11 protein-coding genes are annotated in these 12,923 nt (G+C 55.7%); 6 read left to right on the top strand and 5 right to left on the bottom strand.

All coding sequences use genetic code 11. The features are described from left to right. The first annotated feature begins 1 nt into the window (after position 1). The 4 genes from AOC04_RS14030 to AOC04_RS14015 all read left to right on the top strand — a co-directional run bounded on the left by AOC04_RS14030 (position 2) and on the right by AOC04_RS14015 (position 3,780). Positions 2 to 826 (top strand): mechanosensitive ion channel family protein, encoded by an 825-nt coding sequence (locus AOC04_RS14030; RefSeq protein ID WP_003441169.1) that lies wholly within the window; start codon positions 2 to 4, stop codon positions 824 to 826. Between the two features lie 90 nt (positions 827 to 916). Further along, positions 917 to 1,507 carry an RNA polymerase sigma factor SigX gene (gene sigX, locus AOC04_RS14025; protein WP_029612359.1) on the top strand — a complete coding sequence of 197 codons (591 nt, stop codon included), beginning with the start codon at positions 917 to 919 and terminating at the stop codon, positions 1,505 to 1,507. 106 nt (positions 1,508 to 1,613) lie between these two features. Beyond that, positions 1,614 to 2,591, top strand: a complete 978-nt coding sequence (locus AOC04_RS14020; RefSeq protein WP_060694330.1) for an OmpA family protein — start codon at positions 1,614 to 1,616, stop codon at positions 2,589 to 2,591. Positions 2,592 to 2,754: 163 nt separating this feature from the next. Further along, positions 2,755 to 3,780 carry a quinone-dependent dihydroorotate dehydrogenase gene (locus tag AOC04_RS14015; RefSeq protein WP_060694328.1) on the top strand — a complete coding sequence of 342 codons (1,026 nt, stop codon included), beginning with the start codon at positions 2,755 to 2,757 and terminating at the stop codon, positions 3,778 to 3,780. A 143-nt stretch (positions 3,781 to 3,923) separates the two neighbouring features. Here the strand turns inward: AOC04_RS14015 and rmf are convergent, their stop codons facing one another. After that, a complete protein-coding gene (gene rmf / locus AOC04_RS23560; RefSeq protein ID WP_019827662.1) occupies positions 3,924 to 4,139 on the bottom strand; it encodes a ribosome modulation factor in 216 nt (71 codons plus the stop codon). A gap of 541 nt (positions 4,140 to 4,680) precedes the next feature. On the opposite strand from rmf, the gene rlmKL reads away from it, so the two are divergent. Next, complete coding sequence (gene rlmKL, locus AOC04_RS14010) at positions 4,681 to 6,951, top strand: bifunctional 23S rRNA (guanine(2069)-N(7))-methyltransferase RlmK/23S rRNA (guanine(2445)-N(2))-methyltransferase RlmL (protein ID WP_060694326.1); 2,271 nt, start codon at positions 4,681 to 4,683, stop codon at positions 6,949 to 6,951. Between the two features lie 108 nt (positions 6,952 to 7,059). Here the strand turns inward: rlmKL and dacB are convergent, their stop codons facing one another. After that, complete coding sequence (gene dacB, locus AOC04_RS14005) at positions 7,060 to 8,526, bottom strand: D-alanyl-D-alanine carboxypeptidase/D-alanyl-D-alanine endopeptidase (protein ID WP_060694324.1); 1,467 nt, start codon at positions 8,524 to 8,526, stop codon at positions 7,060 to 7,062. A gap of 232 nt (positions 8,527 to 8,758) precedes the next feature. Here dacB and AOC04_RS14000 point away from each other — a divergent pair, with 232 nt between their 5' ends. Further along, positions 8,759 to 9,103 carry a YggL family protein gene (locus AOC04_RS14000; protein WP_003441192.1) on the top strand — a complete coding sequence of 115 codons (345 nt, stop codon included), beginning with the start codon at positions 8,759 to 8,761 and terminating at the stop codon, positions 9,101 to 9,103. Between the two features lie 156 nt (positions 9,104 to 9,259). Here the strand turns inward: AOC04_RS14000 and AOC04_RS13995 are convergent, their stop codons facing one another. Genes AOC04_RS13995 through AOC04_RS13985 form a run of 3 tightly spaced genes read right to left on the bottom strand, consistent with a single transcriptional unit; the run spans position 9,260 to position 12,796 of the window. Then, the gene (locus AOC04_RS13995) at positions 9,260 to 9,841 is read right to left on the bottom strand and encodes a cob(I)yrinic acid a,c-diamide adenosyltransferase (protein WP_060694322.1); all 582 of its coding nucleotides are present in this window, start codon (positions 9,839 to 9,841) and stop codon (positions 9,260 to 9,262) included. Between the two features lie 2 nt (positions 9,842 to 9,843). Beyond that, entirely contained in the window at positions 9,844 to 11,880 is a 2,037-nt protein-coding gene (locus AOC04_RS13990; protein WP_060694320.1) for a sensor histidine kinase, read from the bottom strand. Positions 11,881 to 11,926: 46 nt separating this feature from the next. Beyond that, positions 11,927 to 12,796 (bottom strand): putative 2-dehydropantoate 2-reductase, encoded by an 870-nt coding sequence (locus AOC04_RS13985; protein WP_060694318.1) that lies wholly within the window; start codon positions 12,794 to 12,796, stop codon positions 11,927 to 11,929. Positions 12,797 to 12,923: the final 127 nt, after the last annotated feature.

Below are 12,923 nucleotides of genomic sequence, written 5' to 3'. Positions count from 1 at the left end.
CATGGAACTTGATCTCTGGACCCAGAGCCTGGTCACGGCAATGACTGCCTTGTGGACCAAAATTGCCAACTTCATCCCTAATCTTTTCGGGGCGTTGGTGGTGGTGCTGTTGGGCTTCGTGGTTGCCAAACTGCTGGATACCCTGCTTTCCAAGCTGCTTGCCAAGTTGGGCCTCGATCGTTTGATGGGCGGCACCGGGCTTACCAAGATCCTGGGGCGCGCAGGCATTCAAGTCCCGATCTCGACCCTGATTGGCAAAATTGTTTATTGGTTCATTCTTCTGATCTTCCTGGTCTCCGCTGCCCAGTCGCTGGGCCTGGAACGCGTCTCTGCTACGCTTGACATCTTTACGCTGTACTTGCCCAAGGTCTTTGGTGCGCTGCTAGTGTTGTTGGTCGGTGTGCTGGTTGCACAGTTGCTCAACGGTCTTGTACGTGGCGCTGCCGAGAGTGTCGGGTTTGATTACGCAGGCGGTCTGGGGCGTGTGGCGCAGGGGCTGGTGATCATCATCAGTATTTCCGTGGCAATCAGCCAGTTGGAGGTCAAGACTGACCTGCTCAACCATGTGATTGTGATCGTGTTGATTACCGTTGGCCTGGCTGTGGCTTTGGCAATGGGGCTTGGAAGCAGGGAAATTGCGGGGCAGATTCTTGCCGGGATCTATGTGCGTGAGTTGTATCAGGTTGGGCAGGACGTACGAGTGGGTGAGGTTGCAGGTCAGATTGAAGAAATAGGCACGGTTAAAACCACGTTGCTGACCGATGAGGGTGAGCTAGTCTCCATCTCCAATCGGATCTTGCTGGAGCAGCACGTGACCAGCCGCTGATGCGGCAAACCCTGCTAATGTATGCCACCGCAAAAAAGCCTGTTCCAAAGGCAGCGGCGGACATTGACCTGACTGTCGGCACGACTCGTTTTGAATAAAGCCCAATCGCTATCCATGCGCTACGACCCCCGCGAGCTCTCTGATGAGGAGTTGGTGGCGCGCGCGCATGATGAGTTGTTTCACGTCACGCGCGCCTACGAAGAGCTGATGCGTCGCTATCAACGTACGCTGTTCAACGTTTGTTCAAGGTATTTAGGGAACGATAGGGACGCGGATGATGTCTGTCAGGAAGTAATGCTAAAGGTGCTGTACGGTCTGAAAAATTTCGAGGGGAAATCGAAATTCAAAACCTGGCTATATAGCATCACTTATAACGAATGCATTACACAGTATCGAAAGGAACGGCGAAAGCGTCGCTTGATGGACGCTTTGAGTATTGACCCCCTCGAGGAAGCGTCTGAAGAAAAGGCGCCGAAACCTGAGGAAAAGGGCGGACTTGATCGCTGGCTGGTGCATGTGAACCCGATAGACCGGGAGATTTTAGTGCTGCGTTTTGTCGCAGAACTGGAATTTCAGGAAATCGCAGACATAATGCATATGGGTTTGAGTGCGACGAAGATGCGATACAAGCGCGCTCTAGATAAATTACGTGAGAAATTTGCAGGTATTGCTGAAACTTAGTTCAGCGCAAATGGCTCTACGTGTAGGCAAGGTCTGATAGACTTGTCGCCGAGTTGTCCCCCGGTATGTGGGACTGCTTTACAATCACCAGATGGGGATTTAACGGATGAAACTGAAAAACACCTTGGGCATTGCCATTGGTTCCTTTGTAGCCGCAACTTCGTTCGGTGCCCTGGCACAAGGCCAAGGCGCGGTCGAGGGTGAACTGTTCTACAAAAAACAGTACAACGACAGCGTCAAGCACGTAGAAGACGGTTACAACCCAGGCGCATCGATCGGTTACTTCCTGACCGACGACGTTTCGTTGAACCTGACCTACGACAAAACTAACCACACCCGTTCGAACGACGGCACTGGCCATCAGAAAATCCAAGGCGACAACTTTGGTCTGAACGCTCAGTACCACTTCGGCACCGTAGGTGACGCTCTGCGTCCATACGTTTCCGGTGGTGTTGCTCACAAGAGCATGACCAACGTTGAAGCTGACGGCCACAGCGGTCGCGACAAGTCGACTTTCCTGACAGCTGGCGCTGGTGTTAAGTGGTACATCACTGACAACCTGTTCGCTCGTGCAGGCGTTGAAGCTGACTACAAACTGGATAACGGCAAGTGGGACTACGCTCCTACCGTTGGCCTGGGTGTTAACTTCGGCGGCAACGGCGGTAAAGTAGCTCCTGCTCCAGTTCCAGCTCCAGCACCAGTTGCTGAGCCAGAGCCAGAAGCTCCGATCGCTGAAGTAGTTCGCGTTGAACTTGACGTGAAATTCGACTTCGACAAGTCGGTTGTTAAATCGCAGTACATGCCTGACATCAACAACGTTGCTGATTTCATGAAGCAGTACCCTGCGACCAACACTACTGTTGCTGGTTACACTGACAGCGTTGGTACTGACGCCTACAACCTGAAACTGTCGCAACGTCGTGCTGACGCTGTTCGTGCAGCTCTGGTTAACCAAGGTGTTGCAGCTAACCGTGTAGACGCAGTTGGTCACGGTAAAGCTAACCCAGTTGCAAGCAACGCAACTGAAGAAGGCCGTGCTCTGAACCGTCGCGTAGAAGCTACCGTTCAAGCAGAAGCTAAGTAATTTTTAGCTAGGCTGTTCAGAAAAACCCGGCTTAGGCCGGGTTTTTCTTTGCCTGCGATTTAGCTGGGTACGGATCATTGTGATACGTCTGCCCCTCGCTTGCGCAGGGCATGCGCGGCTATAATCGCGCCCTATTCAAGTCATTTTCGAGACTATTGAGCCCATGTATAACCTGGCCCGCCAGTTGCTCTTCAAACTTTCCCCTGAAACCTCTCACGATTTGTCTTTGGATTTGATCGGCGCTGGTGGCCGTCTGGGGCTCAATGGTTTGTTGTGCAAGACGCCGGCAAAACTGCCAGTGACAGTCATGGGGCTCGAATTTCCGAACCCGGTCGGCTTGGCTGCCGGTCTGGACAAAAATGGTGCGGCCATTGATGGCTTTGCACAGTTGGGCTTTGGCTTCGTTGAAATCGGCACGGTTACTCCGCGGCCTCAGCCAGGCAACCCAAAACCACGCATCTTTCGATTGCCGGAAGCGCAGGCGATCATCAATCGCATGGGATTCAACAACCTCGGCGTGGACCACCTGCTGACACGGGTTCAGGCGGCAAAATACAGCGGTATCCTGGGCATTAACATCGGCAAGAACTTCGACACGCCGGTTGAGCGCGCAGTCGACGACTACCTGATCTGCCTGGACAAGGTGTATGCCCATGCCAGCTATGTAACCGTAAACGTCAGCTCGCCCAATACACCTGGTTTACGCAGCTTGCAATTTGGTGATTCTCTCAAGCAGTTACTTGAAGCCCTACAATTGCGTCAGAACGAACTGACAAAGCTCCACGGCAAGCGTGTCCCTCTAGCAATCAAGATTGCTCCGGACATGACTGACGAAGAAACCGTGCTGGTGGCACAGGCGTTACTTGAGACCGGTATGGATGCAGTGATTGCGACCAATACCACCTTAAGTCGTGTCGGGGTTGAGGGCATGGAGCATGGTGACGAGGCGGGTGGTTTGTCTGGTGCTCCGGTTCGCGACAAGAGCACCCACACGGTTAAGGTGCTGGCGCAAGAGTTGGCAGGGCGCATGCCGATCATCGCCGCAGGCGGGATCACTGAGGGCAAGTACGCCGCTGAAAAAATCGCTGCGGGTGCTAGCCTGGTTCAACTCTATTCGGGCTTTATCTACAAGGGCCCGGCCTTGATCCGAGAGTCGGTCGATGCCATTTCCGCGTTGGCTCGTAAATAACCGCTCTCACTAAGTAGAAGTGTCGATAGGCAGGCATAAAAAAGGGCTCCCAAAAGGAGCCCTTGGGCCGAAGCCCGCCGCCCGGATAGGACGGCATGGTTAAGTCGTTGTAGCTTCGAGGTGATGTCGGAGTGTGCCCAGAGTTAGCCGACGGCGTGGAGTTCGTTGAGTCTATGGATGCCCGCAGTGCCAGTCATACCGTCCCAGTTGTCGCCGCGTCCTTCTCGCCAGCCGTTAATCCAGGCTTGGCGTACCGACGGTAGAGTAAATGGGCAAAGCTCACGGGACTTTCCATGAACGCCGTATTGATATCCGCGTAAAAAAGCTTTTTCCAACGGATCACGCTTAAGTCTTCTCATAGGGTGTTGCCCTCACTTGTTGACTGTTTTATATCGCGTCGACCTACCAAGGGTCGGGGCAGAGTGTTCTGCCGTTGGTATGCTCGCTGCCGGCGTGGCGAGCATTTTGTTGTCACCTGTGCGGCGACAACCTGAGTTCAGTTCTAACCAATGCGCCTAAGCGTGTGAATGATCGTTTTGTCATAAGGACGTAACGATAATGGTGTTATGGCCATAAGAACGGCTGCTTTTGCAGGATTGGTTTCGACCAAAGCCTGATAGGGCGAGTGTTTACAAAGATGATGTGTTTCATTCTCTACTGCGAATAGTTACCTGTTTTGCTGGGTTACTATTCGACGAAGGGTCTGAACATGACCATTTGTTTCTCGATGAATGACCTGCCTCTGCGTCTAAACTCTTCCTGCCTCAGGGCATGGATGATCGCCGGGGTGGAACGGCACAGTTTCGTGCCACACGAGCGCTCTTCAAGAAAAGCGCTTGATTGAAAACGGAGCAGGTAATGCGTTGCCTGCTCACTGATAGCTTAAAGCCCAGGAATCCCATGTCGGATCGTTACGAACTCTTCCTTACCTGCCCCAAAGGCCTTGAAGGACTTCTCCTTGAGGAGGCCACCGGCCTTGGCCTTGAGGAAGCCCGCGAGCACACCTCGGCCATTCGTGGCATGGCAAATATGGAAACTGCCTACCGCCTGTGTCTGTGGTCGCGTCTTGCCAATCGTGTGTTGCTGGTACTCAAGCGCTTCCCGATGAAGGACGCTGAAGACCTGTATCACGGTGTGCTGGATATTGAATGGCAGGATCACATGGTCCCGGACGGCACGCTGGCCGTTGAATTCAGTGGCCATGGCTCAGGTATCGACAACACTCACTTTGGTGCCTTGAAGGTTAAAGACGCCATTGTCGACAAACTGCGCACGCCGTCTGGCGAGCGTCCTTCCATCGACAAGATCAGCCCTGACATGCGCATCCACTTGCGTCTTGATCGTGGCGAAGCGATTTTGTCTCTGGACCTGTCGGGCAGCAGCTTGCACCAGCGTGGTTATCGCCTGCAGCAAGGTGCCGCGCCACTGAAAGAAAACCTCGCTGCAGCGATCCTGATCCGTGCCGGTTGGCCGCGTATGGCCGCTGAAGGCGCTGCCCTGGCTGACCCGATGTGCGGTGTGGGTACGTTTTTGGTCGAAGGCGCGATGATTGCTGCCGATATGGCACCAAACCTCAATCGTATTCACTGGGGTTTTGACGCCTGGCTGGGTCACGTTCCGGCAATCTGGAAGAAACTTCATGAAGAGGCTACTGCGCGTGCAGAAGCCGGGATGGCCAAACCGCCGCTGTGGATTCGTGGCTACGAAGCCGATCCTCGTCTGATCCAGCCGGCACGCAACAATATTGAGCGTGCAGGCTTGAGTCACTGGATCAAGATCTATCAAGGAGAGGTCGCGACGTTTGAACCTCGTCCGGATCAGAACCAGAAAGGCCTGGTCATCTGTAACCCTCCCTACGGCGAGCGGCTGGGGGATGAGGCTAGCTTGCTCTATCTCTACCAGAACCTTGGCGAGCGCCTGCGTCAGGCCTGTCTGAACTGGGAGGCGGCCGTATTCACTGGTGCCCCGGATCTGGGCAAGCGCATGGGTATTCGTAGTCACAAGCAGTACTCGTTCTGGAACGGTGCCTTGCCGTGCAAGCTGTTGCTAATCAAGGTGGTTCCGGATCAATTCGTGACTGGCGAGCGTCGCACGCCTGAACAGCGTCAGGCTGAGCGTGAGCAGGTCGAATCAGACCTGCCATCCAACATCGAAGCTCCGGGCAAGTACGAGAAATTCAACAAGAATGGTAACCCGATCAAGCCGGCTCCTGTGGTGATCGAGCAGCCGCGCTTGAGCGAAGGCGGGCAGATGTTTGCCAACCGTCTGCAAAAGAACCTCAAGGCGCTGGGTAAGTGGGTCAAGCGCGAAGGTATTGATTGCTACCGCGTATACGACGCCGATATGCCTGAGTACTCGATGGCTATCGATCTGTATCACGACTGGGTTCACGTCCAGGAATACGTGGCCCCCAAGTCCATCGATCCGGAAAAAGCCTCGGCCCGTATGTTCGATGCCCTGGCGGCCATTCCGCAGGCGCTGAACATCGACAAAAGCCGGGTGATCGTCAAGCGTCGCGAGCGCCAGAGCGGTACCAAGCAGTACGAGCGTCAAAGTGCCCAGGGCAAGTTCACCGAGGTCAATGAAGGTGGCGTCAAGCTGCTGGTGAATCTCACGGACTATCTGGACACCGGGTTGTTCCTTGACCACCGCCCGATGCGGATGCGCATCCAGAAAGAGGCAGCCGGCAAGCGCTTCCTCAACCTGTACTGCTACACCGCAACCGCCAGTGTGCATGCAGCCAAGGGCGGTGCGCGCAGCACTACCAGTGTCGACTTGTCGAAAACCTATCTGGACTGGGCGCGACGCAACCTGTCCCTCAACGGTTTCTCGGACAAGAACCGTCTGGAGCAGGGCGATGTGATGGCGTGGCTGGATGCCTGCCGTGAAGAGTACGACTTGATCTTTATCGATCCCCCGACCTTCTCCAACTCCAAGCGCATGGAAGGCATCTTCGATGTCCAGCGTGATCATGTGCAGTTGCTCGACCTGGCCATGGCGCGACTGGCGCCGGGCGGCGTGTTGTACTTCTCGAACAACTTCCGCAAATTCATCCTCGATGAAAATCTGGAAGCGCGTTATGCGGTAGAAGAAATTACCGCCAGTACCATCGACCCGGACTTTGCCCGCAACAGCAAAATCCACCGTGCATGGAAAATCACGGCTCGTTAAGGGCGGTTGATACCGGCACAAATAAAAACGCCCCCGATCGAAAGACCGGGGGCGTTTTTTATTGCGTGCTAAATGTGTTTACAGCGGCAAGCTGGCGATCACCAGGCTTTATTGCGCGATGGAGACCGAACTGTCGGCCAGAGCCGGCTGGCGATACAGGTCCAGCAGCACCTGATCAAGAATGGATGAAGCGCCCCATGGGCGAGGATCGTTGAGGATCGCCACTACCGCCCAGGTATGACCATTGTTGTCGCGGCTGAAGCCTGAAATCGCTCGCACGGTATTGAGGGTGCCGGTTTTGATGTGGGCCTGACCGTTCATTGCCGTGGTTTTCAGGCGCTTGCGCATGGTGCCGTCTTTGCCGGCAATGGGCAGGGAACTGATGAACTCGGCGGCATACGGGCTTTTCCAGGCGGCCTGGAGCATTTGCGCCATTTCCCGTGCGCTGACGCGCTCGGCGCGCGACAGGCCGGAGCCATTTTCCATGACCAGATGTGGCGCGGTTATGCCTTTCTTGGCCAGCCACTGGCGTATGACACGCTGTGCGGCTTTGGCGTCGTCACCATCGGCATCGTTGCGGAACTGCGCACCCAGGCTCAGGAACAGCTGCTGGGCCATGGTGTTGTTACTGTACTTGTTGATGTCGCGAATGATCTCGGCCAGATCCGGCGAGTAGGCACGGGCCAGCAATTTTGCATTTTTTGGCACGCCGGCCTGACGGTCTTGCCCCTGGATACTGCCCCCCAGCTCTTTCCAGATAGCGCGCACTGCACCGGCGGTGTAAGTGGCGTGGTCAAGTAAAGACAGGTAGGTTTGCGAGTTGCAGCCATCGGCCAGCTGGCCGCTGACGGTGACCAGGACCGAGCCGTCGGCTTGTGTGACGGGGTTGTAGCGGACATCACCTGTGCATTGCTTGCTGTTGACGGCTTTTACCTGGTTGTCGATCCGAATGCTGGCAATGGGTGGCTCGACTGAAATCAGCACTTTACCGGCGTCGTTGCGTGCGATGAAGCGCAGTGCCTTGAGGTTGACCATCAGCGAATCGGGTTTAACCAGGAAAGGTTTGTTCTTGTCGTTGCCGTCGTCGTTAAAAACCGGGAGCTGCGGTTGCTCGAAGAAGCTGCGATCAAGCACCAGGTCACCGGTGACTTGCTGCACGCCGTTGGCGCGCAAGTCGCGCATCAGCAACCAGAGCTTTTCCATGTTCAGTTTGGGGTCGCCGCCGCCCTTGAGGTACAGGTTGCCCTGCAGGATGCCGTTGTTCAGGGTGCCGTCGGTATAGAACTCGGTCTTCCACTGATGGGTCGGGCCGAGCATTTCAAGAGCTGCGTAAGTGGTTACCAGCTTCATTGTGGAGGCAGGGTTCATCGATACGTCGGCATTGAATACCGTCGGTGTACCAGGACCATCGAGCGGGATCATGACCAATGACAGCGCATCGTTTTGCAACTTGTTGGTCTTGAGTGCTTGTTGGACTTTTGGCGAAAGAGTGGAGTTGACAGGGGCGGCGCTGGCGCCGAAGGCGAGCGGTAAAAACAGGCTGGCCAGAAGCAATGGTCGTAAAGATTTGATCATATGAAGTAAAACCCTGCAGGCGAGGGGGAAAAATAAGAAGGCATGATAAAAAGGCCTTCGATAGTCATAAAAGTATCGGCATTATGCCCCAAGCTCAGCGGGCGTGTGCATCCGCGTAATGCCGGTATTGGCTTATTAAATATAGAAAACGATGAACCGTTCACATGGAACCGGGCAACTGCGGCCTTAAGCTGCTAAAGTGCCGCCCGTAATTACTTATGAGGATTGTTCAATGGCTACTAATCGTTCCCAGCGTCTGCGCAAAAAACTGTGCGTTGATGAATTTCAGGAGCTGGGTTTTGAGCTGAACCTGGATTTCAAAGAAGACCTGTCGGAAGAGGCTATCGATGCATTCCTCGCAGCGTTTTTGAAAGAAGCCATGGAAGCTAACGGTCTGGGTTATGTTGGCGGCGACGACTACGGTCTGGTTTGCCTGCAGAAGCGCGGTTCGGTCAGCGAAGAGCAGCGTGCCGCTGTTGAAGCCTGGTTAAAAGCTCGCCCAGAGCTGACCAGCGTTGAAGTTAGCCCGCTGTTGGACGTGTGGTACCCGGAAAAGCCGATCAATCCGGTAGCCTGACGTCAAAAGTGAAGGCAGCCCCAGTGGCTGCCTTCATGTTTTACCCCGCCTGTTTCTTGCCCGCCCGGGCATCGCTTCACACTCTTTCCAGTCGTTGACCGCAACCTAGTGCGTGATTTTGCGTGGCTGCCTGTTTTACGGTTTTTGCAACCGCCGTCACGCTTCGGGCTTTGCTGCCGCTTGCCAGAGAATTTCTGCAATCCCCTGACGCTTGGCGATGAGGCGGGCAGCGACGAACAGCAGATCAGACAGGCGGTTGATGTACGCCAGACCCACCCCCGTCAGTGGCTCCATCGCGTTGAGCTGTTGGCAGCGGCGCTCGGCACTGCGTGCCAGGCTGCGACAAACGTGGGCTTGCGCGATCAGGCTCGAACCTCCTGGCAGAATGAAGTTTTCCAGCGGGCCCAGCTCTTCATTCCAGCAATCAATCGCAGCTTCAAGCCTTTCGATTTCACGTATGTCGAGTGCCTGATAGACCGGCATGGCCAATTCGCCCCCCAGATCAAACAGTCGATGCTGGCACGGTTCAAGTACTTCAATCAGCTCATTGAGCCCGGGACACAGGGCGCTCTGTTCGGTGAGGCCGGCCAGCAACAGGCCGACCTGGCTATTGAGGGTATCGACTTCGCCGATGGCTTCTACACGCGGATGGTCCTTGGGTACGCGGCGACCATCGCCCAGGCCGGTCTCGCCCTTGTCGCCGGTGCGGGTATAAATTTTCGATAACCGAAAGCCCATGTCTAGAGTTCCACCTTGGTTGATTCATGTGCGGTCATCAGGTTGCCAGCCAACGGCAGGCGCAGGGTAAAGCAGGTACCCTGGCCCTGGGTTGAGTGCACTTCCATTTGGCCCTTATGGTTGTTGGTAATAATGAAGTACGATACGGACAGGCCGAGCCCCGTGCCCTGACCCACCTCCTTGGTCGTAAAGAAAGGCTCGAAAATCCGTTTGCGCACGTGTTCCGGCATGCCCACGCCGTTGTCTTCAACCTGTATTTGCGCCCACGGCGGATTGAGTTTTGTACGCAGGGTGATACGTCCCGGCTCGCTCTTGTCACTGCGCTGATGAATCGCTTGGGCGGCGTTTTTCAGTAAGTTCAGCAACACCTGTTCCAGCTCGTTGGGGATGCCGGGGACAGGGCCTAGCTGAGGGTCGAACTGGCGAGTAACGGCGTGCCCCTTGAAGTCAAAGCCAATGGTCAGGTCAAAGTCATTGCTGGCAATATCAATGGCTTGATCAATCAGCGCCGACAGATCGCAGGGGCTCATTTGTCGATTGCTGCGCCGGCTGAAACTGAGCATGTGAGTGACAATCTTTGCAGCGCGTGCCCCGGCCTGTTGAATGCCATCCAGTAGTTTCGGTACTTCGCGGGCCTGCAGGTAACGGTTTATGGCCTCCAGCTCAATGCCGGCCTCCTGTGCCTGCTCGAGATTCTTTGGCAGGTCGCTGGACAGGCGCCGGCGAATGTTCTGCACGTTATGCAGGATGGCGCCCAGTGGATTGTTGATTTCGTGCGCCATGCCGGCAGCCAGGCCGCCCACTGACAGCATCTTCTCTGATTGCACCATCATGTCTTCCAGTGACAGGCGTTGTGTAACGTCATCAATCCGGATGACCACGCCACGGCCGGCACCGCCCATCAGTGGGTAGAACGTCAGTGCATAGTGCCGGGCTTCCTCGCCCTGGCCCCAGGTGACACGTTCAATTTTAGCTACCCGGTGATTTTCGATGGTGTCTTTGAGCTGCGGCAGGAAGGGCTTGAGGGGCTCGAAGGCTAGATAAATCGGCTGATTCAAAGCCTCATCCAGTTGCGTACCGGAGAGTGCGCTGGCCTCTTGGTTCCACTGAGTAACATAGAGTTGCTCGTCCAGGGCGATCAAGGCTGAAGGCATGGAGTCGATAATACTGTTTAGGTATTTCTGAAATCCGGTGAGTTTTTTCTCTATTTTGCTACGTACTTGAACTTCAAGCTCCAGCTTGCGATTGGTGTGGCGGGTTTCTTCGGCAAGTGTTTGTGCCTGATCGTAAGCCGCTTGTGCTTCATCTCGCGCGCGTTTGAGTTCCTGTTCGCGTGCTTCAATGCGCGACAGCATGGTATTGAACGCTTCGGCGAGGTTGCCGATTTCATCATTGTTGCCCGGTGCTGCGCGCAAGGCGTAGTTCTCTTCCCGGGTGACCTGGCGCGACAGCTCTTCTAGCCGGTGAATGGGTTGAGTGATCAGCCGTTTGATTTGCCGGGCAACCACGAACCACAGCAGGGCGCTAAACACCAGAATTCCCAGGCTGGCTGTGAGTGTGCCGGTATAAAACGCCATGGGCAGTTCGCTGCTGGCGACTAGCAGCAAATGTCCGGGAGGGCCATCGCCATGGGGGAGCTTCGTGAGGTGATTGCTGCGCAGTTCGGTCAGGCGCCAGGCCTCGATTTCACGATAGTGCTCGGGCAGCGGCAGGTGTTCGCCATGTTGCAACTGCGCCAGCAGGTTACCTGTGCTGTCATACACCGCGGCGGCTCGCAGAGGGGCGTAGCTGCCGACTTCTTCGAGCAGGGCTTGGGCGTTGTGTGCCGAGTCGAGCGCCTGAGCGATAAGATCGGGCTTCGATGCCAGCTGCCCCAGTGTCTGCAAGGCCTGTGGTGCGGTGCTCTCATGGGAGATCCAGTACGCAGCACTGATAAACGTCAGGTTGGCCACCAGCAAGACGGTGGCCAGCAATACAAGGAGGGCGGCCAGCAACTTCTGGCCTACCGGGAGGTTTTCAAGGCGCTGGCGCAAGGGCATGGGGGCGTCGCACTAATAAGGACCAGCCCGCAGGGTAGCGCGGGCCTCAGTTGCAGGGCAATCCGCGCAGCTTCAAGTGATGCTCGAGGCGCTGCTGCAGTGCCTGTAAAAGCGGTACGGTGAGTTGGTGATTGTGAGCGGCTGCACACGCATATCCCAGCAAGTAGCTGATTTCAGTGCGTCGGCCTTGTGTGACATCCTGATGCATCGAAGAGAAGTTGTTGGCGGTGGCCTGAATCACTCGGCTGACTTGCGCAGGCAAATCGATTGCCGCCTCGGCCTGGCCGCAACGTTCAAGCAAGATGCCGAGTTCGGCGCATAGTGCGTTTACTTGATCAATGTGCGTGAGCAAACCGCCATTACGACAGTCGTGCAGCACGGTCAGTGGATTGATCGCACAGTTAAGCGCCAGTTTTCGCCATAAAAGACTCAGTATGTTCGGGCTCCACTGTGCAGAAATGCCGCTGCGCTCAAGCTCTTCAAGCCACTGCGGTGCTTCACCGGTATCGCCCAACCAGACCTGGCCACGGCCGGCAAATACCACGTTCCAGTCGCTCTGACGAAATGCACCTTCAGTGCTGGAGGCAAAGATGCAGCGTGCTTGTGGGACAAGGTTGGCGACAGCTTGCTGGCTGCCAAGACCGTTCTGCAACAGGATCACTTCGGCATCAGGGGTTAGACGCCCGGCAATCTGTGCGACAGCGTGCTCTGCGTCATAAGCCTTGCAGGTCACCAGCAGGCGCTGGACAGGTTCGTCGGTGTCCGGCGTTTGAGCCTGCAGGGTTATCAGTTGCGAATGTTCACCTTCAACTAAAGTTACCCCTTGTGCCGCTCTATAAGCTTGCAGGCGGGCGTCATTTCGCATGATCAGCGTAACCGGCAAGCCGGCTCGCGCCAGCCGTGTGGCCCACAACATCCCCATGCTCCCGGCACCGAGAATGTGCCAGGGGGTAGAGGCAAGGTCTGGCGTGTTGGAGCAGGTTTGAGGCAAGGCCGAATTTGGCATGTGTGCTCGCAAGTGAATGAAGTCGAAGAACCGCTAT

This window comes from Pseudomonas versuta, assembly GCF_001294575.1.
Classification (GTDB): Bacteria; Pseudomonadota; Gammaproteobacteria; order Pseudomonadales; family Pseudomonadaceae; genus Aquipseudomonas; species Aquipseudomonas versuta.
This window is presented reverse-complemented; position numbering and strand designations above follow the sequence as displayed.

Coding starts and splice junctions, on each gene's coding strand:
- AOC04_RS14030 (WP_003441169.1), top strand. CDS start 2: ATGGAACTTGATCTCTGGACCCAGAGCCTGGTCACGGCAATGACTGCC.
- AOC04_RS14020 (WP_060694330.1), top strand. CDS start 1,614: ATGAAACTGAAAAACACCTTGGGCATTGCCATTGGTTCCTTTGTAGCC.
- AOC04_RS14015 (WP_060694328.1), top strand. CDS start 2,755: ATGTATAACCTGGCCCGCCAGTTGCTCTTCAAACTTTCCCCTGAAACC.
- rmf (WP_019827662.1), bottom strand. CDS start 4,139: ATGAGAAGACTTAAGCGTGATCCGTTGGAAAAAGCTTTTTTACGCGGA.
- rlmKL (WP_060694326.1), top strand. CDS start 4,681: ATGTCGGATCGTTACGAACTCTTCCTTACCTGCCCCAAAGGCCTTGAA.
- dacB (WP_060694324.1), bottom strand. CDS start 8,526: ATGATCAAATCTTTACGACCATTGCTTCTGGCCAGCCTGTTTTTACCG.
- AOC04_RS14000 (WP_003441192.1), top strand. CDS start 8,759: ATGGCTACTAATCGTTCCCAGCGTCTGCGCAAAAAACTGTGCGTTGAT.
- AOC04_RS13995 (WP_060694322.1), bottom strand. CDS start 9,841: ATGGGCTTTCGGTTATCGAAAATTTATACCCGCACCGGCGACAAGGGC.
- AOC04_RS13990 (WP_060694320.1), bottom strand. CDS start 11,880: ATGCCCTTGCGCCAGCGCCTTGAAAACCTCCCGGTAGGCCAGAAGTTG.
- AOC04_RS13985 (WP_060694318.1), bottom strand. CDS start 12,796: ATGTTGTGGGCCACACGGCTGGCGCGAGCCGGCTTGCCGGTTACGCTG.